Origin of the sequence: Pseudomonas sp. Pdm06, from assembly GCF_014851795.1 — a bacterium.
In the GTDB taxonomy this organism is placed as follows: Bacteria; Pseudomonadota; Gammaproteobacteria; order Pseudomonadales; family Pseudomonadaceae; genus Aquipseudomonas; species Aquipseudomonas fluorescens_AA.
Genome location: NZ_JACVAH010000009.1, coordinates 134,882 through 159,535, shown reverse-complemented (window position 1 = coordinate 159,535; position 24,654 = coordinate 134,882). Strand labels below are relative to the sequence as shown.

Annotated in this window: 25 protein-coding genes; 23 read left to right on the top strand and 2 right to left on the bottom strand. The window is 59.2% G+C overall.

All coding sequences use genetic code 11. The features are described 5' to 3' along the window. The first annotated feature begins 66 nt into the window (after positions 1-66). From mnmE to IB266_RS16355, 19 genes are all read left to right on the top strand, one after another. The gene (mnmE, locus tag IB266_RS16445; RefSeq protein ID WP_192261798.1) at positions 67-1,437 is read left to right on the top strand and encodes a tRNA uridine-5-carboxymethylaminomethyl(34) synthesis GTPase MnmE; all 1,371 of its coding nucleotides are present in this window, start codon (positions 67-69) and stop codon (positions 1,435-1,437) included. Positions 1,438-2,001: 564 nt separating this feature from the next. Further along, on the top strand, positions 2,002-3,900 hold the full coding sequence (gene mnmG / locus IB266_RS16440) for a tRNA uridine-5-carboxymethylaminomethyl(34) synthesis enzyme MnmG (RefSeq protein ID WP_192261797.1): 1,899 nt from the start codon (positions 2,002-2,004) through the stop codon (positions 3,898-3,900). Positions 3,901-3,905: 5 nt separating this feature from the next. After that, positions 3,906-4,541: a 16S rRNA (guanine(527)-N(7))-methyltransferase RsmG gene (rsmG, locus tag IB266_RS16435; protein ID WP_192261863.1), complete on the top strand. Its 636-nt coding sequence runs from the start codon at positions 3,906-3,908 to the stop codon at positions 4,539-4,541. Positions 4,542-4,559: 18 nt separating this feature from the next. Beyond that, on the top strand, positions 4,560-5,357 hold the full coding sequence (locus IB266_RS16430) for a ParA family protein (RefSeq protein WP_003207100.1): 798 nt from the start codon (positions 4,560-4,562) through the stop codon (positions 5,355-5,357). Positions 5,358-5,366: 9 nt separating this feature from the next. After that, positions 5,367-6,239, top strand: a complete 873-nt coding sequence (locus IB266_RS16425) for a ParB/RepB/Spo0J family partition protein (protein ID WP_003187197.1) — start codon at positions 5,367-5,369, stop codon at positions 6,237-6,239. Positions 6,240-6,387: 148 nt separating this feature from the next. Next, positions 6,388-6,795 carry a F0F1 ATP synthase subunit I gene (locus tag IB266_RS16420; RefSeq protein WP_053126821.1) on the top strand — a complete coding sequence of 136 codons (408 nt, stop codon included), beginning with the start codon at positions 6,388-6,390 and terminating at the stop codon, positions 6,793-6,795. 16 nt (positions 6,796-6,811) lie between these two features. Next, positions 6,812-7,681, top strand: a complete 870-nt coding sequence (gene atpB / locus IB266_RS16415; RefSeq protein ID WP_039593180.1) for a F0F1 ATP synthase subunit A — start codon at positions 6,812-6,814, stop codon at positions 7,679-7,681. Between the two features lie 131 nt (positions 7,682-7,812). Beyond that, the gene (gene atpE / locus IB266_RS16410; RefSeq protein WP_003097235.1) at positions 7,813-8,070 is read left to right on the top strand and encodes a F0F1 ATP synthase subunit C; all 258 of its coding nucleotides are present in this window, start codon (positions 7,813-7,815) and stop codon (positions 8,068-8,070) included. Positions 8,071-8,128: 58 nt separating this feature from the next. Next, the gene (locus tag IB266_RS16405) at positions 8,129-8,599 is read left to right on the top strand and encodes a F0F1 ATP synthase subunit B (RefSeq protein WP_047230097.1); all 471 of its coding nucleotides are present in this window, start codon (positions 8,129-8,131) and stop codon (positions 8,597-8,599) included. 12 nt (positions 8,600-8,611) lie between these two features. Then, positions 8,612-9,148 (top strand): F0F1 ATP synthase subunit delta, encoded by a 537-nt coding sequence (locus tag IB266_RS16400; protein ID WP_060739913.1) that lies wholly within the window; start codon positions 8,612-8,614, stop codon positions 9,146-9,148. A 21-nt stretch (positions 9,149-9,169) separates the two neighbouring features. Then, positions 9,170-10,714 (top strand): F0F1 ATP synthase subunit alpha, encoded by a 1,545-nt coding sequence (gene atpA / locus IB266_RS16395; RefSeq protein WP_053126819.1) that lies wholly within the window; start codon positions 9,170-9,172, stop codon positions 10,712-10,714. Positions 10,715-10,764: 50 nt separating this feature from the next. Then, the gene (gene atpG, locus IB266_RS16390) at positions 10,765-11,625 is read left to right on the top strand and encodes a F0F1 ATP synthase subunit gamma (protein ID WP_060739914.1); all 861 of its coding nucleotides are present in this window, start codon (positions 10,765-10,767) and stop codon (positions 11,623-11,625) included. A gap of 27 nt (positions 11,626-11,652) precedes the next feature. Next, entirely contained in the window at positions 11,653-13,029 is a 1,377-nt protein-coding gene (atpD, locus tag IB266_RS16385) for a F0F1 ATP synthase subunit beta (protein WP_003187186.1), read from the top strand. 45 nt (positions 13,030-13,074) lie between these two features. After that, entirely contained in the window at positions 13,075-13,500 is a 426-nt protein-coding gene (locus IB266_RS16380; RefSeq protein WP_060739915.1) for a F0F1 ATP synthase subunit epsilon, read from the top strand. 115 nt (positions 13,501-13,615) lie between these two features. Beyond that, positions 13,616-14,983 (top strand): bifunctional UDP-N-acetylglucosamine diphosphorylase/glucosamine-1-phosphate N-acetyltransferase GlmU, encoded by a 1,368-nt coding sequence (gene glmU / locus IB266_RS16375; protein ID WP_192261796.1) that lies wholly within the window; start codon positions 13,616-13,618, stop codon positions 14,981-14,983. A gap of 206 nt (positions 14,984-15,189) precedes the next feature. Further along, on the top strand, positions 15,190-15,966 hold the full coding sequence (locus tag IB266_RS16370) for a DeoR/GlpR family DNA-binding transcription regulator (protein ID WP_060739917.1): 777 nt from the start codon (positions 15,190-15,192) through the stop codon (positions 15,964-15,966). Position 15,967: 1 nt separating this feature from the next. Continuing rightward, on the top strand, positions 15,968-17,800 hold the full coding sequence (glmS, locus tag IB266_RS16365; RefSeq protein WP_192261795.1) for a glutamine--fructose-6-phosphate transaminase (isomerizing): 1,833 nt from the start codon (positions 15,968-15,970) through the stop codon (positions 17,798-17,800). Between the two features lie 336 nt (positions 17,801-18,136). Beyond that, positions 18,137-18,595: a helix-turn-helix domain-containing protein gene (locus IB266_RS16360; RefSeq protein WP_192261794.1), complete on the top strand. Its 459-nt coding sequence runs from the start codon at positions 18,137-18,139 to the stop codon at positions 18,593-18,595. Beyond that, complete coding sequence (locus IB266_RS16355) at positions 18,588-19,844, top strand: type II toxin-antitoxin system HipA family toxin (RefSeq protein WP_192261793.1); 1,257 nt, start codon at positions 18,588-18,590, stop codon at positions 19,842-19,844. The genes IB266_RS16360 and IB266_RS16355 overlap by 8 nt, the downstream gene beginning before the upstream one ends. Before the next feature lie 3 nt (positions 19,845-19,847). Here IB266_RS16355 and IB266_RS16350 read toward each other — a convergent pair whose 3' ends face one another. Together IB266_RS16350 and IB266_RS16345 are read right to left on the bottom strand one after the other, a co-directional pair. Continuing rightward, positions 19,848-20,555, bottom strand: coding sequence for an NUDIX hydrolase (locus IB266_RS16350; protein ID WP_192261792.1), 708 nt, complete (start codon positions 20,553-20,555; stop codon positions 19,848-19,850). Continuing rightward, the gene (locus IB266_RS16345) at positions 20,545-21,102 is read right to left on the bottom strand and encodes an adenylyltransferase/cytidyltransferase family protein (RefSeq protein WP_060739922.1); all 558 of its coding nucleotides are present in this window, start codon (positions 21,100-21,102) and stop codon (positions 20,545-20,547) included. Before IB266_RS16345 ends, IB266_RS16350 begins: the two co-directional genes overlap by 11 nt. A gap of 182 nt (positions 21,103-21,284) precedes the next feature. Here IB266_RS16345 and IB266_RS16340 point away from each other — a divergent pair, with 182 nt between their 5' ends. The 4 genes from IB266_RS16340 to nudK are packed head-to-tail and all read left to right on the top strand — an operon-like array spanning position 21,285 to position 24,645. Next, entirely contained in the window at positions 21,285-21,932 is a 648-nt protein-coding gene (locus IB266_RS16340) for a nicotinamidase (RefSeq protein ID WP_060739923.1), read from the top strand. Between the two features lie 9 nt (positions 21,933-21,941). Further along, positions 21,942-23,171, top strand: a complete 1,230-nt coding sequence (pncB, locus tag IB266_RS16335) for a nicotinate phosphoribosyltransferase (protein WP_192261791.1) — start codon at positions 21,942-21,944, stop codon at positions 23,169-23,171. A gap of 1 nt (position 23,172) precedes the next feature. Further along, positions 23,173-24,006 (top strand): ammonia-dependent NAD(+) synthetase, encoded by an 834-nt coding sequence (nadE, locus tag IB266_RS16330; protein ID WP_192261790.1) that lies wholly within the window; start codon positions 23,173-23,175, stop codon positions 24,004-24,006. A gap of 42 nt (positions 24,007-24,048) precedes the next feature. Next, positions 24,049-24,645, top strand: a complete 597-nt coding sequence (nudK, locus tag IB266_RS16325) for a GDP-mannose pyrophosphatase NudK (RefSeq protein ID WP_060739927.1) — start codon at positions 24,049-24,051, stop codon at positions 24,643-24,645. Positions 24,646-24,654 lie beyond the last annotated feature (9 nt).

Genomic DNA, 24,654 nt, shown 5'->3' with positions numbered 1-24,654 from the left:
TAACCACACAAAACGCCCCCTAGTGGGGCGTTTTGCTATCTGCCACTTTTGTCTGGATACCGGTTTATGAGCGCACTGCGTGAAACCATCGCCGCCGTTGCCACCGCCCAAGGTCGCGGCGGTGTCGGCATCGTCCGTATTTCGGGACCCTTGGCCAGTGCCGCGGCCAAGGCTATCAGCGGTCGTGAACTCAAGCCGCGGTTCGCCCATTACGGCCCGTTTTTCAGTGATGACCAGCAGGTGCTCGACGAAGGGCTGGCCTTGTATTTCCCGGGGCCAAACTCGTTCACCGGCGAAGACGTACTGGAACTGCAGGGACATGGCGGCCCCATCGTGTTGGACATGCTGCTCAAGCGTTGCCTGGAACTGGGTTGTCGACTGGCCCGGCCGGGGGAATTCAGCGAGCGGGCGTTCCTCAACGACAAGCTCGATCTTGCCCAGGCTGAAGCGATCGCCGATTTGATCGAAGCCAGTTCTGCACAGGCTGCGCGCAACGCGTTACGTTCCTTGCAGGGAGCGTTTTCCCAGCGTGTGCATAACCTCACCGAGCAATTGATCGGCCTGCGGATCTACGTCGAGGCCGCGATCGACTTCCCGGAAGAGGAAATCGACTTCCTCGCCGATGGTCACGTGCTGAGCATGCTCGATAAAGTGCGCGATGAGTTATCCACAGTACTGCGCGAAGCCGGGCAGGGTGCCTTGTTGCGCGATGGGATGACCGTGGTGATCGCTGGCCGACCGAATGCCGGCAAATCCAGCCTGTTGAATGCCCTGGCCGGCCGCGAGGCGGCGATCGTCACCGAGATCGCCGGCACCACCCGGGACATCCTTCGTGAACATATCCACATCGACGGCATGCCGCTGCACGTGGTGGATACGGCCGGTTTGCGCGACACCGAGGACCAGGTGGAAAAAATCGGCGTTCAGCGCGCACTCAAGGCCATCGGTGAAGCCGACCGGGTATTGCTGGTGGTGGATGCCACCGCACCGGAAGCCGATGACCCGTTTGCCTTATGGCCGGAGTTTCTCGAGGTCCGCCCGGATCCCGCAAAAGTCACCCTGATTCGCAACAAGGCCGACCTGACTGGGGAATCGATTACCCTGCAAGTCAGCGATGACGGGCACGTGACCATCAGCCTGAGCGCGAAGTCGGCAGGCGAAGGCCTGGAACTGCTGCGCGAGCACCTCAAGGCCTGCATGGGCTACGAGCAGACCTCGGAAAGCAGCTTCAGTGCCCGCCGGCGGCACCTTGAAGCGTTGCGCCATGCCAGTGCCGCCCTGGAACACGGTCGCGCGCAGCTGACCTTGGCGGGGGCTGGTGAGTTGTTGGCCGAAGACCTGCGTCAGGCGCAACAGTCCCTTGGGGAAATTACCGGCGCCTTCAGCTCCGATGACTTGCTGGGGCGGATCTTTTCCAGCTTTTGCATCGGTAAATAGCCCCTCCTTTGCAACCGGGTTTGTCCTCGACAATCTGACGAGCGCAACGCAAACCCGGTTCCTCCTCTCTTTTTTGAACCGATTGCCCCTGATGGCGGCTTGCCTGTGGGCGCTGATGCGACCCGTAGCGGCAGTTTTCTGTGGATTAAGCCCTGTGAATAACTGCCATTGAGGTCGGTTGATAAGCGGCCTTCAAAACTGAAGATAACCGCCTCTGTGGATAACCACCTCATTCATCCACAGGCTTACACCGGTTATCCAAGCCCCTCAATGCCACATGACCACAGGGTTTTGAATCTCTGTACACAACGTAAATAAAGGCCTACAGAACGTTATCCACAGATAGGTGGGGCAGTAAGAATAAACATAAAAACAAAGATTTTATAAATTTCTTTCTTTTTTATTTTTTTAACCGCGAGTTCTCCACAGCTGGTTAAATTTTGTGCAAAGGGTTCTTTAGAAAGGATGAAGTCCCTATACTTGCCGACCTGGCTCGAAAAACGCCCAGGGCCAGACTCAAACCTATTTCCGAATTACCTGAATAAAGCAGGCACGAGGTGCGTGGTGGATTTCCCTTCCCGTTTTGAAGTGATCGTCATCGGCGGCGGTCATGCCGGTACCGAGGCAGCACTTGCATCAGCGCGTATGGGGGCAAAAACCCTGTTGCTGACGCATAACGTGGAAACCCTCGGCGCCATGAGCTGCAACCCTGCCATTGGTGGCATTGGCAAAAGCCACCTGGTCAAGGAGATCGATGCCCTTGGGGGCGCGATGGCCATGGCCACCGATAAGGGTGGTATCCAGTTTCGCGTGTTGAACAGCCGCAAAGGCCCAGCCGTGCGCGCTACTCGCGCCCAGGCCGACCGCATCCTGTACAAGGCCGCTGTCCGCGAAATCCTGGAAAACCAGCCGAACCTGTGGATATTTCAACAAGCGGCCGATGACCTGATTGTCGAGCAGGATCAAGTACGCGGTGTCGTGACGCAGATGGGCCTGCGTTTCTTCGCCGATTCCGTGGTGTTGACCACCGGGACCTTCCTCGGCGGACTTATCCATATTGGTTTGCAGAACTTTTCCGGCGGTCGCGCGGGTGATCCGCCGTCGATCGCTCTGGCTCACCGTTTGCGTGAGCTGCCATTGCGTGTCGGGCGCTTGAAAACCGGTACGCCACCGCGTATCGACGGTCGGTCTGTGGATTTCTCGGTGATGACCGAGCAGCCTGGCGATACGCCGATCCCGGTAATGTCGTTCATGGGCAACAAGGAACAGCATCCACGGCAAGTCAGTTGCTGGATCACCCACACCAATGCCCGCACCCATGAAATCATTGCGGCGAACCTCGATCGTTCGCCGATGTATTCCGCTGCCGGTGAAATCGAAGGCATCGGCCCGCGTTATTGCCCGTCGATCGAAGACAAGATCCATCGCTTTGCCGACAAGGAAAGCCACCAGGTCTTCATCGAGCCCGAAGGCCTGACCACACACGAGCTGTACCCGAACGGGATCTCCACCTCCCTGCCGTTCGATGTGCAACTGCAGATCGTGCAATCGATTCGCGGCATGGAAAACGCCCACATCGTTCGCCCCGGCTACGCCATCGAATACGACTATTTTGACCCGCGTGACCTGAAGTACAGCCTGGAAACCAAAGTCATCGGCGGCCTGTTCTTCGCCGGGCAGATCAACGGCACCACCGGTTACGAAGAGGCCGGCGCCCAAGGGTTGTTGGCCGGAGCCAACGCGGCACTGCGGGCCCAGGGCAAAGACAGTTGGTGCCCGCGCCGCGATGAGGCATACATCGGTGTGCTGGTGGACGACCTGATTACCCTGGGTACCCAGGAACCGTATCGGATGTTCACCTCCCGCGCCGAATATCGCCTGATCCTGCGTGAAGACAACGCCGACCTGCGCCTGACCGAGAAAGGTCGCGAGCTGGGTCTGGTGGATGACGTGCGCTGGGCCGCTTTCTGCACGAAACGCGAGAGTATCGAGCAGGAAGAGCAACGCCTGAAAAGCACCTGGGTTCGTCCCGGTACCGAGCAGGGCGATGCCATTGCGGCGAAATTCGGTACCCCGCTGACCCACGAATACAACCTGCTCAACCTCTTGAGCCGTCCGGAAATCGATTATGTCGGGCTGGTGGAAGTGACCGGCCAGGGCGCGGAGGATCCGCAGGTGGCCGAACAGGTCGAGATCAAGACCAAGTACGCCGGTTACATCGACCGCCAGCAGGATGAAATCGCCCGCCTGCGCGCCAGCGAAGACACCAAGCTGCCTGTGGATATCGATTACACCGGCATTTCCGGGTTGTCGAAAGAAATCCAGAGCAAGCTCGGTGCGACCCGTCCAGAGACCCTGGGCCAGGCCTCGCGCATTCCCGGCGTCACGCCAGCAGCGATTTCCCTGTTGATGATTCATTTGAAAAAACGCGGCGCGGGCCGCCAGTTGGAGCAAAGCGCTTGAGTTCGATGGTCACCTCGCAACACGCTGAAGAGTTATCCACAGGTGCCCGTGAACTCGGCGTCAGCCTGACCGAAGCCCAGCACGCGCAATTGCTGGGTTATCTGGCGCTGTTGATCAAATGGAACAAGGCCTACAACCTGACCGCCGTGCGCGATCCGGATGAAATGGTCTCGCGGCATTTGCTCGACAGCCTCAGCGTCATGTCCTTCATCGAAAACGGTCGTTGGCTGGACGTTGGCAGTGGCGGTGGCATGCCGGGAATCCCGCTGGCGATCCTGTTTCCTGACTCGCAAGTGACCTGCCTGGACAGCAACGGCAAGAAAACCCGCTTCCTGACCCAGGTCAAACTCGAACTCAAACTGGATAACCTGCAAGTTATCCACAGCCGCGTCGAAGCGTTCCAGCCTGCCGAGCCGTTCAACGGGATCATTTCCCGGGCGTTCAGCAGCATGGAGAACTTCAGCAACTGGACTCGCCACCTGGGCGACGCCGATACGCGCTGGCTGGCAATGAAGGGCGTTCATCCGGCCGATGAGCTGGTAGCATTGCCGGCAGACTTCCACCTCGATAGCGAACACGCCTTGGCCGTACCCGGTTGCCAAGGCCAACGCCATCTGCTGATACTGCGCCGCACGGCATGATTGGGAACACAAGCAAGAATGGCTAAGGTATTCGCGATAGCGAACCAGAAAGGTGGTGTGGGCAAGACCACCACCTGCATCAACCTCGCAGCATCCCTGGTCGCGACCAAGCGCCGGGTGCTGTTGATCGATCTCGATCCACAGGGCAACGCCACCATGGGCAGCGGTGTGGATAAACATGGCCTGGAAAACTCCATCTACGACGTCCTGATCGGCGAATGCGATCTGGGCCAGGCCATGCACTTCTCCGAACATGGCGGTTATCAACTGCTGCCGGCCAACCGTGACCTGACGGCGGCCGAAGTGGTGCTGCTGGAAATGCAGATGAAGGAAAGCCGCCTGCGCAGCGCCTTGGCGCCGATCCGGGAAAACTACGATTACATCCTGATCGACTGCCCGCCGTCGCTGTCGATGCTGACCCTCAACGCCCTGGTGGCCGCCGATGGGGTCATTATCCCCATGCAGTGCGAGTACTTCGCCCTGGAAGGGTTGAGCGACCTTGTGGATAACATCAAGCGCATCGCCGAACTGTTGAACCCGGACCTGAAGGTCGAAGGCCTGCTGCGGACCATGTACGACCCGCGCCTGAGCCTGATGAACGATGTCTCGGCCCAGCTCAAGGAACATTTCGGCGAGCAGCTCTACGACACTGTCATCCCCCGTAACATCCGTCTGGCCGAAGCGCCGAGCTACGGCATGCCGGCCCTGGCCTACGACAAACAATCCCGTGGTGCGCTGGCTTACCTGGCCCTGGCGGGCGAGATGGTTCGTCGTCAGCGCCGCAACCCACGCACCGCTGCAGCCCAGCCAACTTAAGGAAACCCCATGGCCGTCAAGAAACGAGGTCTCGGACGTGGACTGGATGCACTGCTCAGCGGTCCGACTGTCAGCTCTCTGGAAGAACAGGCCGTACAGGCCGACCAGCGCGAGCTGCAGCATTTGCCCCTGGACCTGATCCAGCGTGGCAAATACCAGCCGCGTCGGGACATGGACCCGCAGGCGCTGGAAGAATTGGCCCAATCGATCAAGAGCCAGGGCGTGATGCAGCCGATCGTGGTCCGGCCGATCGCCAATGGACGCTTCGAGATCATCGCCGGCGAACGTCGCTGGCGCGCCAGCCAGCAGGCCGGCCAGGAAACCATCCCGGCGATGGTCCGCGATGTGCCGGATGAAACGGCCATCGCCATGGCGCTGATCGAGAACATCCAGCGTGAAGACCTCAACCCGATCGAGGAAGCCGTGGCCCTGCAGCGCTTGCAGCAGGAATTCCAGCTGACCCAGCAACAGGTTGCCGAGGCGGTGGGCAAGTCCCGCGTGACCGTGGCCAACCTGCTGCGCCTGATTGCGTTGCCGGAAGTCATCAAGACCATGCTGTCCCATGGCGACCTGGAAATGGGCCATGCCCGTGCATTGCTCGGTTTGCCGGAAAATCAACAGGTTGAAGGGGCGCGACATGTTGTCGCACGAGGCCTCACCGTGCGCCAAACCGAGGCACTGGTTCGCCAGTGGCTCAGTGGCAAACCGGCACCTGTCGAGGCACCCAAGACCGACCCGGATATCGCCCGCCTCGAACAACGCCTGGCCGAGCGCCTGGGCTCTGCGGTGCAGATTCGCCACGGGAAGAAGGGCAAGGGCCAACTGGTGATTGGTTATAACTCCCTCGATGAGTTGCAAGGTGTCCTTGCACACATTCGCTGAAACAATTGCTCTTGTAGCGCGCAGTCGGAAATCACTACCTGACAGTTGAATAGGGGCAGAACCGCCCCTATACTCTGCGCGCATTTTGTCGGCACAAATTATGCCAAGTTATTGAATTATGGCGGCCGACTATTGGAGAGCAAAAGCGATGGAAACCCGCACGCCAAACCGCTTGCCGTTCCATCGTCTGGCAGTTTTCCCGGTTCTGATGGCTCAATTCACCGTCGTACTGATCGCCACATTGGCGCTCTGGCAATGGAAAGGAGTCGTCGCCGGATACTCAGGCCTTTGCGGAGGCCTGATAGCCTTGCTTCCCAATATTTACTTCGCTCACAGGGCTTTTCGGTTTTCCGGCGCCCGAGCAGCCCAGGCTATCGTCCGGTCTTTTTATGCCGGCGAGGCGGGGAAACTGATTTTGACGGCAGTGCTGTTTGCACTGACGTTCGCAGGTGTGAAGCCATTGGCGCCGCTGGCTGTATTCGGCGTCTTCGTGCTGACCCAACTGGTCAGCTGGTTCGCTCCCCTGCTAATGAGAACAAGACTTTCGAGACCTTAGGGCGTTTGAGGCAACCATGGCAGAGACAACCGCTTCGGGCTATATCCAGCACCACTTGCAGAACCTGACCTTCGGTCAGCTACCCAACGGCGGCTGGGGCTTTGCCCACACCGCAGCAGAAGCCAAGGAAATGGGCTTCTGGGCTTTCCACGTCGATACCCTCGGCTGGTCGGTCGCACTGGGCCTGATTTTCGTTCTTCTTTTCCGCATGGCGGCGAAGAAGGCGACCTCCGGTCAGCCAGGTGCACTGCAGAACTTCGTTGAAGTACTGGTCGAATTCGTCGATGGCAGCGTGAAAGACAGCTTCCATGGCCGCAGCCCCGTGATCGCACCGCTGGCACTGACCATCTTCGTCTGGGTGTTCCTGATGAACGCCATCGACCTGGTACCGGTCGACTGGATTCCTCAGCTGGCCATCCTGATCTCCGGCGATGCACACATCCCCTTCCGCGCCGTGTCGACCACCGACCCGAACGCGACCCTGGGCATGGCGTTCTCGGTTTTCGCACTGATCATTTTCTATAGCATCAAGGTCAAGGGCATCGGCGGCTTCATCGGCGAACTGACCCTGCACCCGTTCGGCAGCAAGAACATCCTCGTTCAGGCCCTGCTGATTCCGGTGAACTTTCTGCTGGAATTCGTGACCCTGATCGCCAAGCCGATTTCCCTGGCACTGCGTCTGTTCGGCAACATGTATGCCGGCGAACTGGTGTTCATCCTGATCGCTGTGATGTTCGGCAGCGGCCTGCTGTGGCTCAGCGGCCTGGGTGTAGTTCTGCAGTGGGCGTGGGCTGTGTTCCACATCCTGATCATCACCCTGCAGGCGTTCATCTTCATGATGCTGACCATCGTCTACCTGTCGATGGCGCACGAAGAAAACCATTAAGGCCAGTCTCGACTAGTCTGATGTCCTTCCCGGTCAAACGGGAAGGAGCCCGAACCGGGCTGAGAAACGATTTGTTTTACCGCTTTAATCTAAAAAACCTAAACCATACGACGTAAAAGTCGGGAGGAAAGATGGAAACTGTAGTTGGTCTAACCGCTATCGCTGTTGCACTGTTGATCGGCCTGGGCGCACTGGGTACCGCAATTGGTTTCGGCCTGTTGGGCGGCAAGTTCCTGGAAGGCGCAGCGCGTCAGCCAGAAATGGTTCCAATGCTGCAAGTCAAAATGTTCATCGTGGCCGGTCTGCTCGACGCCGTGACCATGATCGGTGTTGGTATCGCGCTGTTCTTCACCTTTGCGAACCCGTTCGTTGGTCAAATCGCTGGCTAATTACTCGGATGTCTCGAGTAGATTGGTGTGATGGACAACGTAACTGCGAGGTGTTGGCGTGAACATTAATGCGACCCTGATTGGCCAGTCCGTTGCGTTCCTGATTTTTGTACTGTTCTGCATGAAGTTCGTATGGCCTCCGGTCATTGCGGCATTGCACGAACGTCAAAAGAAGATCGCTGATGGTCTGGACGCTGCCAGCCGTGCAGCTCGCGACCTGGAGTTGGCCCATGAGAAAGTGGGTCAGCAACTGCGCGAAGCGAAAGCTCAGGCAGCTGAAATCATCGAGCAAGCCAAGAAACGCGGTACCCAGATTGTCGACGAAGCCCGTGAACAGGCTCGCGTCGAAGCTGACCGTGTGAAGGCTCAGGCTCAAGCCGAGATCGAACAGGAACTCAACAGTGTCAAAGACGCGCTGCGTGCCCAAGTGGGTGCTCTGGCCGTTGGCGGTGCTTCGAAGATCCTGGGTGCCACAATCGATCAAAACGCGCACGCAGAGCTGGTAAACAAACTGGCTGCTGAAATCTAAGCGAGGGCGATCATGGCAGAACTGACCACGTTGGCCCGACCTTACGCTAAGGCGGCCTTCGAGCACGCTCAGGCCCACCAGCAACTGGCCAATTGGTCAGCCATGCTCGGCCTGGCAGCAGCGGTGTCGCAAGACGGCACCATGCAGCGCGTGCTCAAGGCCCCGCGACTGACGAGCGCAGAAAAGGCCGCCACGTTCATTGACGTGTGCGGCGACAAGTTCGATGCCAAGGCACAGAATTTCATCCATGTCGTTGCCGAAAACGACCGTCTCCCGCTTCTGCCGGAGATCGCCGCTCTTTTCGACCTGTACAAGGCCGAGCAAGAGAAATCGGTAGACGTGGAAGTCACCAGTGCTTTCGCATTGAACCAAGAACAGCAAGACAAACTCGCCAAGGTTCTCAGTGCACGACTCAACCGGGAAGTGCGCCTGCAAGTCGAGGAAGACAAGTCCCTGATTGGGGGCGTTGTCATCCGCGCCGGCGACCTGGTTATCGATGGCTCGATTCGCGGCAAAATCGCGAAACTTGCCGAAGCATTGAAATCTTGAGTTTGAAGGGGCAGCAGAGCAATGCAGCAACTCAATCCTTCCGAAATAAGTGAAATTATCAAGGGCCGCATCGACAAACTCGATGTGACCTCCCAAGCCCGTAACGAAGGCACTGTCGTCAGCGTATCTGACGGCATCGTGCGGATTCACGGTCTGGCCGACGTCATGTACGGCGAGATGATCGAGTTTCCGGGCGGCGTCTACGGTATGGCCCTCAACCTGGAGCAAGACTCTGTAGGTGCCGTGGTACTGGGCGCATACACGACGCTGGCTGAAGGCATGAGCGCCAAGTGCACCGGCCGCATCCTCGAAGTTCCGGTAGGTAAGGAACTGCTGGGTCGCGTTGTCGACGCACTGGGTAACCCTGTTGACGGCAAAGGTCCGCTGAACAACACCGAGACCGACGCGGTCGAGAAAGTTGCTCCAGGCGTGATCTGGCGTAAGTCGGTAGACCAGCCTGTACAGACTGGCTACAAGGCTGTCGATGCCATGATCCCTGTCGGCCGTGGCCAGCGTGAGCTGATCATCGGCGACCGTCAGATCGGTAAGACCGCTCTGGCGATCGACGCGATCATCAACCAGAAAAACAGCGGCATCTTCTGCGTCTACGTGGCAATCGGTCAGAAGCAATCGACCATCGCCAACGTGGTTCGCAAACTGGAAGAAAACGGTGCACTGGCTAACACCATCATCGTTGCCGCCAGTGCTTCCGAATCGGCCGCACTGCAGTTCCTGGCACCGTACTCCGGTTGCACCATGGGCGAATACTTCCGCGACCGCGGTGAAGACGCGCTGATCGTTTATGACGATCTGTCCAAGCAAGCAGTGGCCTACCGCCAGATTTCCCTGCTGCTGCGCCGTCCACCAGGCCGTGAAGCCTACCCAGGCGACGTGTTCTATCTCCACTCCCGTCTGCTGGAGCGCGCATCCCGCGTTTCGGAAGAGTACGTAGAGAAGTTCACCAACGGCGCAGTGACTGGCAAGACCGGTTCCCTGACCGCGCTGCCGATCATCGAAACCCAGGCTGGCGACGTTTCCGCGTTCGTTCCGACCAACGTGATTTCCATCACCGACGGTCAGATCTTCCTGGAATCGGCCATGTTCAACTCGGGCATCCGTCCTGCTGTGAACGCCGGTGTTTCGGTATCCCGTGTGGGTGGTGCCGCTCAGACCAAGATCATCAAGAAGCTGTCCGGTGGTATCCGTACCGCCCTGGCCCAGTACCGTGAACTGGCGGCATTCGCCCAGTTCGCTTCTGACCTGGACGAAGCGACCCGTAAGCAACTTGAGCATGGTCAGCGCGTTACCGAGCTGATGAAGCAGAAGCAATACGCACCAATGTCGATCGCTGACATGGCGCTGTCGCTGTATGCCGCTGAGCGTGGGTTCCTGACTGACATTGAAATCGCCAAGATCGGCAGCTTCGAACAAGCGCTGATCGCTTTCTTCAACCGCGATCACGCCGATTTGATGGCCAAGATCAACGTTAAAGGTGACTTCAATGACGAAATCGACGCTGGCCTCAAGGCCGGTATCGAGAAGTTCAAGGCCACCCAAACCTGGTAAGCCGCAGCGGGAGCCGCAAGGCTCCCGCTTGCTAACCTGATAGGTGTTACATGGCAGGCGCAAAAGAGATTCGCAGTAAGATTGCGAGCATCAAAAGCACGCAAAAGATTACCAGCGCCATGGAAAAAGTGGCGGTCAGCAAAATGCGCAAGGCACAAATGCGCATGGCTGCTAGCCGTCCTTATGCGGAGCGCATCCGCCAGGTGATTGGTCATCTGGCCAACGCCAACCCGGAATACCGCCACCCGTTCATGATCGAACGCGCCGTCAAGCGCGTCGGTTACGTTGTGGTGAGCAGTGACCGTGGTCTGTGCGGTGGCTTGAACACCAACCTGTTCAAGGCCCTGGTCAAGGACATGGCGGCAAACCGCGAACAAGGCGTCGAGATCGATCTGTGCGTGGTCGGTAGCAAGGGTGCGGCTTTCTTCCGCAACTTCGGCGGCAACGTCGTCGCTGCTATCAGCCACCTGGGTGAAGAACCGTCGATCAATGACCTGATCGGCAGCGTCAAGGTGATGCTGGATGCTTACCTGGAAGGCCGGATCGACCGCCTGTCCGTGGTATCCAACAAGTTCATCAACACCATGACGCAACAGCCGACCGTGGAGCAGTTGATTCCACTGGTGGCGACCCCGGAACAGGAACTCAAGCACCACTGGGACTATCTCTACGAACCGGATGCCAAGGAGCTGCTCGACGGCTTGATGGTCCGCTACGTGGAGTCGCAGGTCTACCAGGCGGTGGTCGAGAACAACGCAGCTGAACAAGCGGCGCGGATGATCGCGATGAAGAACGCTACCGACAACGCCGGTGATTTGATCAGCGATTTGCAGCTGATCTACAACAAGGCGCGTCAGGCTGCGATCACCCAAGAGATCTCGGAAATCGTCGGCGGCGCTGCCGCGGTTTAACGGTTCAAATATTCAGAGGATCCAGCTATGAGTAGCGGACGTATCGTTCAAATCATCGGCGCCGTTATCGACGTGGAATTCCCACGCGACAGCGTACCGAGCATCTACGACGCCTTGAAGGTTCAAGGCGCCGAAACCACCCTGGAAGTTCAGCAGCAGCTGGGCGACGGCGTGGTTCGTACCATTGCGATGGGCTCCACCGAGGGCTTGAAGCGCGGTCTGGACGTCAACAACACTGGCGCAGCCATCTCCGTACCGGTCGGTAAAGCGACCCTGGGCCGGATCATGGACGTACTGGGCAACCCGATCGACGAAGCTGGCCCGATCGACACCGAAGAGCGCTGGGGCATTCACCGTCCTGCGCCAACCTTCGCTGAACAGGCTGGTGGCAACGAACTGCTGGAAACCGGCATCAAGGTTATCGACCTGGTTTGCCCGTTCGCCAAGGGCGGTAAAGTCGGTCTGTTCGGTGGTGCCGGTGTAGGCAAGACCGTAAACATGATGGAACTGATCCGTAACATCGCCATCGAGCACAGCGGTTATTCCGTGTTCGCCGGTGTGGGTGAGCGTACTCGTGAGGGTAACGACTTCTACCACGAGATGAAGGATTCCAACGTTCTGGACAAAGTGGCACTGGTCTACGGCCAGATGAACGAGCCGCCGGGAAACCGTCTGCGCGTAGCCCTGACCGGCCTGACCATGGCCGAGAAGTTCCGTGACGAAGGTAACGACGTTCTGCTGTTCGTCGACAACATCTACCGTTACACCCTGGCCGGTACCGAAGTATCCGCACTGCTGGGCCGTATGCCTTCGGCAGTAGGTTACCAGCCGACCCTGGCTGAAGAGATGGGCGTGCTGCAAGAGCGCATCACTTCCACCAAGCAAGGCTCGATCACCTCGATCCAAGCGGTATACGTACCAGCGGACGACTTGACCGACCCGTCGCCAGCGACCACCTTCGCCCACTTGGACGCCACCGTCGTTCTGTCCCGTGACATCGCTTCCCTGGGTATCTACCCAGCGGTAGACCCACTGGACTCGACTTCGCGCCAACTGGACCCGAACGTGATCGGCCAGGAGCACTACGACACCGCTCGCGGCGTTCAGTACGTGCTGCAGCGTTACAAGGAACTGAAGGACATCATCGCGATCCTGGGTATGGACGAGCTGTCGGAAGCCGACAAGCAGTTGGTAAACCGTGCTCGTAAGATCCAGCGCTTCTTGTCGCAGCCGTTCTTCGTGGCTGAAGTCTTCACCGGTGCCTCGGGTAAATACGTTTCCCTGAAAGACACCATTGCTGGCTTCAAAGGCATCCTCAACGGTGACTACGACCACCTGCCAGAACAAGCGTTCTACATGGTCGGCGGCATCGAAGAAGCGATCGAGAAAGCCAAGAAACTGTAATCCCGGCGCCCGGCAACGGGCGCTAATTTAGGTTGAGGCAATCAGATGGCTATGACAGTCCATTGCGATATCGTCAGTGCGGAAGGGGAAATCTTCTCCGGTCTGGTCGAGTTTGTGGTTGCGCACGGTGAGCTGGGTGATCTTGGTATCGCCCTGGGTCACGCACCGCTGATCACCAGCTTGAAGCCAGGTCCGATTACTCTGACCAAGCAGGGCGGGGAAAGGGAGGTGTTCTACATCTCCGGTGGTTTCCTCGAGGTTCAGCCGAACATGGTCAAGGTCCTTGCCGACACCGTGCAACGTGCTGCCGACCTGGACGAAGCTTCCGCTCAGGAGGCCGTCAAGGCCGCCGAGAAGGCCCTGCACGAGCGCGGCGCGGAGTTCGACTACGGTTCTGCTGCCGCACGTCTGGCCGAGGCCGCAGCCCAGCTGCGTACCGTCCAGCAGATCCGCAAGAAGTTCGGCGGCTAAGCCGTCTGCTTTCTGTGCGATTGATTAAAAAGGGTAGCCTCGGCTACCCTTTTTTCTTTTCCCCCTATTCATTACCTGGTCGCAGCCGCTGACCACCCAGGATTGGTAGCCAGTCATGTCTCTTGAAATCGTTATCCTCGCGGCCGGCCAAGGCACCCGCATGCGTTCGGCGTTGCCCAAGGTCTTGCACCCGGTCGCCGGCAATTCCATGCTCGGTCATGTTATCCACAGCGCGCGGCAACTTGATCCACAGCGCATTCATGTGGTCATCGGCCACGGTGCCGATGCGGTACGTGAACGCCTGGCGGCGGATGACCTGAATTTCGTGCTGCAGGACAAACAACTGGGCACCGGTCATGCCGTGGCCCAGGCCGTGCCGTTCATCACGGCCGATACGGTGCTGATTCTCTACGGCGATGTGCCGCTGATCGAAGTCGAGACCTTGCAGCGTCTGCTCAAGCACGTCGCCCCGCAGCAGTTGGGCCTGCTGACCGTCGAGCTGGATGACCCCACCGGTTACGGCCGCATTGTGCGCAACGCCGATGGCCAGGTGACGGCGATTGTCGAGCAAAAGGACGCCAACGAAGCCCAGCGCGCGATCACCGAGGGCAACACCGGAATTCTTGCCGTGCCGGCCGAGCGCCTGGGCGACTGGATGAGTCGTCTGTCGAACAACAACGCCCAGGGTGAGTACTACCTGACCGATGTGATTGCCATGGCCGTTGCCGATGGGCTGGTGGTCGCCACCGAGCAGCCGCTGGACGCCATGGAAGTGCAGGGCGCCAACGATCGCCGGCAACTGGCCGAGCTGGAGCGCCACTATCAATTGCGCGCCGCCCGCCGCCTGATGGCCCAAGGCGTGACCCTGCGCGATCCGTCCCGTTTCGACGTGCGTGGTGAAGTCAGCGTGGGTCGCGACGTGGTCATCGATATCAACGTCATCCTTGAAGGCAAGGTCGTCATCGAAGACGACGTGGTCATCGGCCCGAACTGCGTGATCAAGGACAGCACCCTGCGCAAAGGCGTAGTGATCAAGGCCAACAGCCATCTCGATGGCGCGGTCATGGGCGAAGGCAGCGACGCCGGCCCGTTTGCGCGGTTGCGTCCAGGCTCCGTGCTGGAAGCCCGTGCCCATGTGGGTAACTTCGTCGAACTCAAGAACGCTCATTTGGGCGAAGACGCCAAGGCCGGCCACCTGACCTACCTGGGTGACGCTGAAGTCGGCGCCCGCACCAACATTGGCGCCGGCACCATCACCTGCAACTACGATGGCGCCAACAAGTGGAAAACCGTAATGGGTGACGATGTTTTCATCGGCTCCAACAACTCCTTGGTGGCGCCTGTGGATATCTCCAGCGGTGCGACCACGGCAGCCGGTTCGACCCTGACCCAGAATGTGGATAACGGCCAATTGGCGGTGGCGCGCGCGCGCCAACGCAACATCGACGGCTGGAAGCGGCCGGAAAAAATCAAGAAGCCCTAAGTTATCCACAACCCCTGTGGGAGCGAACTTGCTCGCGATAGCGGTGTATCAGGTAAAGCTGTATTGCCTGGCCTGGCCCCTTCGCGAGCAAGCTCGCTCCCACAGGGATGAGAGGATTTCTGAATTTTTCTTCTGGCGCCTTGACGATGTCGTTGCAATAGGTTTTGATTGCTTACGTTATCTTTCGAATCGAAACTTAAGCCGCCATGTCGAAACGCAATACGCCACAGCGCCGTCACAACATCCTTGCTTTGCTCCAAGAGCAGGGCGAGGTGAGTGTGGATGAGCTGGCCAAGCGCTTCGAAACCTCGGAGGTTACGATTCGCAAGGACCTCGCCGCCCTGGAAACCAATGGCCTGCTGCTGCGTCGCTACGGTGGCGCGGTGCCGATGCCACAGGAGTTGGTGGCCGATAACGGGCAAACCGTCTCCAAGTACAAACTCGCCATTGCCCGGGCCGCCGTGAAGCGGATCCGCGAACACGCGCGGATCATCATCGACAGCGGTAGCACCACCGCCGCCATGATCCCTCAACTCGGCCAACAGCCGGGCCTGGTGGTGATGACCAATTCCCTGCACGTCGCCAATGCCTTGAGCGAACTGGAGCACGAGCCGGTGCTGTTGATGACCGGCGGCACCTGGGACCCTCACTCCGAGTCGTTCCAGGGCCAGGTGGCCGAGCAGGTTCTGCGTTCCTATGACTTCGACCAGTTGTTCATCGGCGCCGACGGCATCGATCTGGTTCGAGGTACCACCACCTTCAACGAACTGCTGGGCTTGAGCCGCGTGATGGCTGAGGTTGCCCGGGAAGTGATCGTGATGGTGGAGGCCGACAAGATCGGCCGCAAGATCCCCAACCTGGAGCTGCCGTGGAGCAGCGTCCATACCCTCATTACCGATGATCGCCTGCCCGTAGAGGCCCGCGATCAGATTCAGGCCCGCGGCATCACCGTGATCTGCGCGCCTGTCAGCCAGGAGAAATAGCATGTGTGGAATTGTCGGCGCCGTTGCTGAACGCAACATCACAGCAATCTTGCTCGAAGGCCTCAAGCGCCTGGAATACCGCGGCTACGACAGCGCCGGTGTGGCGGTGTTCACCCACGACGAGAAGCTCGAGCGCATGCGTCGTCCGGGCAAGGTCAGCGAGCTGGAGCAGGCGCTGGACGCCGAACCGCTGCTCGGTCGCCTGGGTATCGCCCACACCCGTTGGGCCACCCATGGCGCGCCGTGCGAGCGTAACGCTCACCCGCATTTCTCCGGCGATCTGGCGGTGGTGCACAACGGCATCATTGAAAACCACGAAGCCCTGCGTGAACAGCTCAAGGCGCTCGGTTATGTGTTCACTTCGGACACCGACACTGAAGTCATCGCCCATCTGCTCAACCACAAGCTCAAGGACCTGGCGGACCTGACCGTGGCCCTCAAGGCCACCGTCAAGGAGCTGCACGGCGCCTATGGCCTGGCGGTCATCAGCGCGAAACAACCTGATCGCCTGGTCGCAGCCCGCAGCGGCAGCCCATTGGTGATCGGCCTGGGCCTGGGGGAAAACTTCCTGGCTTCCGATCAGTTGGCGCTGCGTCAGGTTACCGACCGCTTCATGTACCTGGAAGAAGGCGATATCGCCGAGATTCGCCGCGACAGCGTGCAAATCTGGGACATCGACGGCAAAGCCGTGGAGCGCGAGACCGTTCAATACCGCGACGGTGCCGAAGCCGCCGACAAGGGCGAGTTCCGCCACTTCATGCTCAAGGAAATCCACGAACAACCGGCCGTGGTGCAGCGCACCCTGGAAGGCCGCATGAGCCAGAGCCAGGTGTTGGTCCAGGCGTTCGGCCCACAGGCAGCCGAACTGTTCGCCAAAGTGCGTAACGTGCAAATCGTCGCCTGCGGCACCAGCTATCACGCCGGGATGGTCGCCCGTTACTGGCTCGAAGAACTGGCCGGTATTCCGTGCCAGGTCGAAGTGGCCAGTGAGTTCCGTTACCGCAAGGTGGTGGTGCAGCCGGACACCTTGTTCGTCACCATTTCCCAGTCCGGGGAAACCGCCGACACCCTGGCGGCCCTGCGCAACGCCAAGGAACTGGGTTTCCTCGCCAGCCTGGCGATCTGCAACGTCGGCATCAGCTCGCTGGTGCGTGAGTCCGACCTGACCCTGCTGACCCAGGCTGGTCGTGAAATCGGCGTGGCATCGACCAAGGCATTCACCACGCAACTGGTGGGCCTGCTGCTGCTGACCCTGTCCCTGGGCCAGGTCCGCGGCACGCTGGGCGAGGGCGTCGAGGCCAAACTGGTGGAAGAACTGCGCCGTCTGCCGGCCCGCCTGGGCGAAGCCCTGGCCATGGACAGCACGGTGGAAAAAATCGCCGAACTGTTCGCCGAGAAGAACCACACCCTGTTCCTCGGGCGTGGCGCGCAATTCCCGGTGGCGATGGAAGGGGCCTTGAAGCTCAAGGAAATCTCCTACATCCACGCCGAGGCCTACCCGGCCGGTGAACTCAAGCACGGCCCGCTGGCGCTTGTGGATAACGACATGCCGGTGGTCACCGTGGCGCCGAACAACGAACTGCTGGAAAAGCTCAAGTCCAACCTGCAGGAAGTGCGCGCCCGTGGCGGCCAGTTGATTGTCTTTGCAGACGAGCAAGCCGGCATGACCAACGGTGAAGGCACCCACGTGGTGCACATGCCGCACATCCACGACATCCTGTCGCCGATCCTCTACACCATCCCGTTGCAACTTCTGTCGTACTACGTCGCGGTGCTCAAGGGGACTGATGTGGACCAGCCGCGTAACTTGGCGAAGTCTGTGACGGTGGAGTGAGTCGTCCACCGAGAGCCAGGCTTCTTGGTGATCCTAGGTAATGAATCTGGTCGGGTTTAGCACTGCTAAACCCGCTCATTCGTTCAGCCGCATCGGTCCCTCCAAATGGATGACACCTTGATGGTCTATCCCGACCCTTCACCGAACAGCTGAAGAGAAAACCGACCTGACATCTGCGCTGATCTTTGAGAAACCAAAATTTGGCTTGGAAGGTATTTTTCGATTTTCTTTATGAATATGAAAAAATACTTTCATTTTTTCTCGTTATGGGCAGATGCCGACCATCCATGTGCTAGTATTTTTTCAAATCCTCAAAGAAATTGAAAAAATACTGCCATGCCGAAAAAAACAGCACCCCTCATGCCATCCGCTGAGCGGCTCCTGCGCCAGCTTGGCGAACGGATCGAGCTGGCTCGTAAGCGCCGTAAGATCACTGCGGCGCAAATGGCTGCGCGGGCGGGCATGAGCGCTCCCACGTTGAGGGCGCTGGAAAGTGGCAGTCCTGCTGTGACCATCGGGGCTTACGTTTCGGTATTGGTAGCCTTGGGGTTGGAGAAGGACCTTGAATTGCTCGCTCGCACGGATGAATTAGGCCGTGATCTGCAAGATGCTGAATTGAAAGGGCGTTCTGCAGTCGAGCACATCAAGCCAAAAGTACGGCAGCCTCAGTTTCATTGGGACAACCTGATCAGCATCTCGGCAAAAGAGAACAGTTCTACCTCACCAGCCGCTGACAGCCGAAGCCAGACAAGCTCTGAACTGGCTAAGAAGCTTTTAGGGGACGATGATGCCTGAAAGGATTTTCGTCTACGCAGACTGGAATGAAACAGCACCCGTACTGCTTGGAACCCTTCATTCCCGCAAATTGGCAGGATCCGAGCGTATGGAGTTCGAGTACGCGCGGGCTGTTCTTCAAACCATTCATACTCAGATTGCGATCGACCCTCGGATTCAGCCTTACGAAGGGCGGCAATATCCAACGAGAAATTGCTTTGGGTGCGTATCGGACTCCTCGCCTGATCGATGGGGGCGACTGCTGATGGATCGTCGCTTGGAGCGGGATAAAAGAGCAGGAGTCGTACCGCAGGAAGCACGGCTGTTTGACTCGGACTATCTCATCGGGGTTCACGACGCCTACCGGGTAGGAGGGCTGCGTTTCAAAGTCGAGGAAGAAGGAGCGTTCCTTGACGACCATGTGGAGCATGCCGCTCCCCCGATGGCCCGCATGCGTGAGCTTGAAGAGGCTTCGCGTCGATTTGAAGCTGGAGAGGATCGGGGGGCTCAGGGTCAGGACTGGATTCGAATGCTCATTGCTCCAGGTGGCTCTCTGGGTGGAGCGAGGCCCAAGGCAAGTGTAGTAGATGACGAGCACGCGCTCTGGATAGGAAAATTTCCCAGTAATAGAGACACCCACGACGTGGGCGGCTGGGAGATGGTCGTCAATACATTGGCCCAAGGCTGTGGGCTCTATGTGGCTGAAGGAAAAGCGCAACGGTACGCGAGTGAGTACCACTGTTTCATGGTTAAGCGCTTTGACAGAACAGCAAAGGGTGGTCGACTTCACTTTGCTTCAGCGATGACCCTGACGGACCATCAGGATGGTGATGGGCATGAGACAGGGGCCAGTTACCTGGAGATTGCAGAGGTATTGGTCAGGGAGGGGGCCGCTGCCGACGTGGATCTTCCCGAGCTTTGGCGAAGAATTGTCTTCAACATGCTGGTTTCGAATACTGATGATCATCTACGGAACCACGGCTTCCTATTGGAGCCAGGGCGCGGTTGGCGTCTTTCGCCTGCGTATGACATGAACCCTGTCCCTGGTGACACTGGCTTGAGGCTCAACGTTTCAGAGGCCGATAACGCCATAGACCTTGATCTGGCAATGAGCGTGGCCGGTTATTTCCGCGTCTCCGCTGACGATGCCAGACAAACCATCGAGAGGTTCCAGGGCATCGTCAGAAAATGGCCCAGGGTCGCACGCTATCTGGGCATCTCAAGCAATGAGCAGCAGCGGATGGCGCCAGCATTTGCGCTGGCCCGCTAAGCCCTACTCCAGAAAACAACGGTCAAAAAGATAAACGCTTCCCGGCTTGAGGTTTTCCACCGTGCGTTGCGGGCGGCCGCCGTCGCCGCTTTTCTTGCGGCCGGTTTCCTGCAAATAACCCGCCTCGGTCATCTTCAGCAAACGCTGGCGCATGCTGGTCTTGAGCACCGGGCGGTCGAGTACCACGGAGAAAATGCTCACCGCTTCCGGCGCGCTGAACTCCGGGCCCAGGAACATCAGCGGCAGGCTGCTGTAGAGGGCTTTGGACAGCAACCGCTCCTGAACGGCGGCCACCAGGCTGTTGTGATCGAAAGGGAGTTTGATCGAGGCGCCGGCGACATCCTTGAGGGGGAAAAAACCCTGGTGTTCGGCGAGCTGGACCGCCTCGCTGACAATCGCCAGGTAGAACGTCGAGGATGACCAGCAGCGTGGGTCGCGGAAGGCGTCGCCGACGGTGCCCACCTGTTCGATCCAGGCCAGCGGCATGCCCACTTTGCTCGAGCTACGCAGGCGCTCCACGGCGTCGTTCAGCGTGAGATCTTCGACGCCACCATTGACCACGATCCCGGGCAGCGCCCAATGGCCGGCGAACGGCTCGGCTTCCCGTCGGTTCAGGAGGATTTCCAGCGCCTGGGTCTCCCGGCAGAAGCGCAGCACACAGAGGTCGATGGTGTGCAGGTAACCGCGGGCGGGGGCTGTGCTAGTGGGCATGTCGATTTCCGTGGGTAGCGTAAAGGTCATAGTTTAACGGGTTCATGCCGGGTGCCATCCAGTCGCTGGGAAGCGGCTCGCCCAAGGCCAGTCGTTCGCGAACCACGGTGCTGCGCACGTGGATCTTTTCCTCCACGCGAAGGATGGAAAAACGCTCCAGCAATTCCTGCCCGCGATAGAAGGTCGGCAGCAGGTCCGCGACATCCTGGCCCACTACCAACGCGATCCGCTTGCCGTCCAGGGCCAGGCTGTCGGCGAGGTGGGCGAGCAGGGTGTAGCTGTAGATCGCGCCTTCAACGCCGCGGGCCACGACCTGTTCCACCCGGCTTGCGCGCACTTCGGCGCGGCACAGCGGCTGAACGTTCTCGACGATCGATTCCAGCCAGTTCAGGCGCACCTCATAGTCGACCATTTGCTTGCCGTAGGGATGCCGCAAGCTTGGGACCACCAGCACGCGTCTGGCCTGGCATGAGGCCTCGATCATCACCTGGGCATGACCGGCGTGAGGGGGATTGAAGGCGCCGCCATAAAGGGCAATCTCGAACATCGCTCATCCTCCTTTGGTACATGACATGTACTCTATCAGCAAAATCTTTTTTGTGAAAACCCGCTTTCTGTTGCACCAATAGGTTTGGATAGAAAGGGCACGTCAAAAATATTTTCTACGGATGGCTTGTTATGAAAGTACATCTTATGTACTCTCGTGACTATGAAGAGGAGAAACCCAGCATGAACAGCCTGACCCGGAAAACCGCTTCCTTCGATGTCGATGCGCAAAAGAGCTTCACGCCGCTATGCCCCGATGAGCTTCCGGTGCCGGGCGGTGACCAGATTGCCGGTGAGCTGAATTTCATCGCGTCCCTGGCCAGCCTCCGTATCGGCAGCAAGGACGCCCATTCGCCCCTGGCCCCGTGGGTGGTCGCCGATCACGCACAGATGTTCGTGCCGACCGGGCTCGAGCACGCCGACATCACCTGGGTCAGCCACTGCGTCCCTGGTACCGAAGGTTTCGCCCTGCTGGATCAACTGCCGACCCCGTATGACTACGACTATTTCGTCTGGAAGGGTGTCGAGCCGGATTTGCACCCGTACGGCGCCTGCTACCACGACCTGCACGGCAAGCTGTCCACGGGGGTGATCGAGTACCTGAGGGGCCTGGGAGTGGAGCAGGTCATTGTCGGCGGGTTGGCGCTGGATTTCTGCGTCAAGACCACCGCCCTGCAACTGGCCGCCGCCGGCTTCAAGGTGATCATTCACCTCCCGGCCTGCCGGGCCATCAGTGAGGAGGGGGCCATTCAGGCCATCCAAGACATGCAGCAAGCGGGGATCTCGGTTGCCGCGACCCGCGAAGAAACCATCCGCCTGGCAAACCCATAAGGAAGAGACATGGACAGTGCATTCGATCCAAGCAGCGGCACCATCCAGAGCCTTCTGGATACCGACTACTACACCTTCACCATGATGCAGGCGGTCTTGCACCAGCACCCGAACGTCGAGGTGGAATACCAGTTCATCGTGCGCTCCAAGGAGCGGCTCGGTCACCTGATCCCGGACATCCGTGTCGAACTGGAGAAGCTCGCCGGGTTGCAGTTGCGCGAAGGAGAGCAGCGGTTCCTGTTCAACAAGCGTTTCCGTGAATACCTGACCCCTGACTTCGAACAGTTTCTTGGCCTGTTTCGCTTCAATTTGCGCTACATCCACGTTGCGGAAGTCGATGGCCAACTGCACATCCGTGTCCGTGGTCCGATGCTGCACTGCATCATGTTCGAGCAACCGGTATTGGCGATGGTCAGCGAACTGCGCAACCGCGAGAAATACCCCGAAGTCGAGTTGGCCGACGTCACCCGCAAGCTGTACCAGAAGTTCGAATGGCTGGAGAAAAACGCCAGCCGTGAGGAGCTCGCCGAGTTTCGCGTTTCAGACTTCTCCACCCGGCGGCGGCTGTCGTTCAGGGCCCAGCGTGAAGTGGTGAATGTGATGCGCAGCGATTTCCCTGGGGTCTTTGTCGGCACCAGTAACGCTCACTTGGCCTACGAGTTCGATCTGCCCCTGATCGGTACGATGGCTCACCAATGGCTGATGGTGCACCAGCAACTCGGGCGCTTGCGCGAGAGCCAGAACGCGGCGTTGGAAAACTGGGTGCGCGAATATCGCGGCCGCCTCGGTATCGCCCTGACGGACTGCATCAGCACCGACTTTTTCCTCAAGGATTTCGACCTGTACTTTGCCAAGCTCTATGACGGCCTGCGCCAGGATTCCGGTGACCCGATCGTCTGGGCCGACAAGGTGCTGGGGCGCTACCAGGAACTGGGCATCGATCCGCGTACCAAGGACCTGATGTTCTCCGATGGCCTCAATTTCGAAAAGTGCCTGCCGATCCTGCGTCATGTCCGCGGCAAGGCCAAATTCGGTTTTGGCATGGGCACCAGCCTGGCCTGCGATGTCGACGGTGTCGAACCGCTGAGCATCGTCATGAAACTGGTGCGGGTCCACGGCGAACCGGTGGTGAAGTTCTCCGACGACCCGATCAAGAACGTCTGCGAGGATGTCTCGTTTCTGCGGTACGCCGCCCAAGTGTTCAACGTCGCCCTGATCAATCCACAGTTGGGAGCTTGATATGACTTCGTTTCAGCAAGAGAGCATTGCCCAGGAGCTGGGCATCGACCGCCAACTCACGCAGGGCGGCGAAGCAACCGAGATTGCCCGCCGCGTCGAGTTCATAAAGCAGATCTTGCGCGAGTCGGGTTGCCAGTCCCTGGTCCTGGGGATCAGTGGCGGCGTCGACTCCCTTACCGCCGGTCGCCTCTGCCAGTTGGCGGTGGAGCAACTGCGGGGTGAAGACTACGCGGCGCGGTTTATCGCCGTCCGGCTGCCGTACAAGGCCCAGGCCGACGAGCAAGACGCCCAGGCTTCCCTGGATTTCATCCGGCCGGACGTGATCACCACCAGCAACATCGCCGCGTGTGTCGACGGGCTGATGGGCAGCATCGCCATCGATGGCTTGCAGCCTTCGGCCGAACTCAGCGACTTTGCCAAAGGCAACGCCAAGGCCCGGGCACGGATGCTGGCGCAATACGCCATTGCCAACTTAAGCAACGGGTTGGTGGTGGGCACCGATCATGGGGCAGAGGCGGTGATGGGATTTTTCACCAAGTTCGGCGACGGCGCGTGCGACCTGGCGCCGTTGTCCGGGCTGACGAAGACCCAGGTGAGGTTGTTGGCCGACGCGATGGGCGCCCCCGCGCACCTGGTGCGCAAGGCGCCGACCGCGGACCTGGAAGACCTGGCCCCCGGCAAGTTGGATGAAGTGGCGTATGGCTGCAGCTACGAGGAAATCGACGCGTACCTGATGGGCCAAGAGGTGTCGCCCCAGGCACGGCAGATCATCGAGCGTGCCTACCTCAAGACAGCTCACAAGCGCGCATTGCCACGCGTGCCTGCATCGTTGTAATAGGGTTCTAATGGGACCTTTGGCCTTGAACGGAGTGGGTAAATGACACAGGCAATCAGCATCAAGGATCGCGTACGCATCAAGCATGTCGAAGTCCTCTCGGACGATTGGTACGTGCTGCGCAAGACCACCTATGACTACCTCGGCCGCAACGGCCAATGGCGCGAACTGACGCGCGAGACCTATGACCGGGGCAACGGCGCCACCATCCTGCTGTACAGCAAGGCCAAGCAAACGGTGGTGTTGACCCGGCAGTTTCGCTTCCCGGCCTTCGTCAACGGGCACGATGACCTGTTGATAGAAACCTGCGCCGGCCTGTTGGACAACGACGACCCGCACACCTGCATCCGCAAGGAAACCCAGGAGGAAACCGGCTACATCATCCAGGACGTGCGCAAGGTGTTCGACGCCTTCATGAGCCCGGGCTCGGTGACTGAGCGGGTGCATTTTTTCGTCGGCGAATATTTCGACGAAGACAAGCAGCACGAAGGCGGTGGCCTTGAAGCCGAGGGCGAAGAGATCGAAGTGCTGGAGCTGTCCCTCGACCAGGCCTTGGGCATGATCGAGAGCGGGGAGATCTGCGACGGCAAGACCATCATGTTGTTGCAGTACGCCAAGCTGCATCGGTTGCTGGATTAGCCGCGTTTT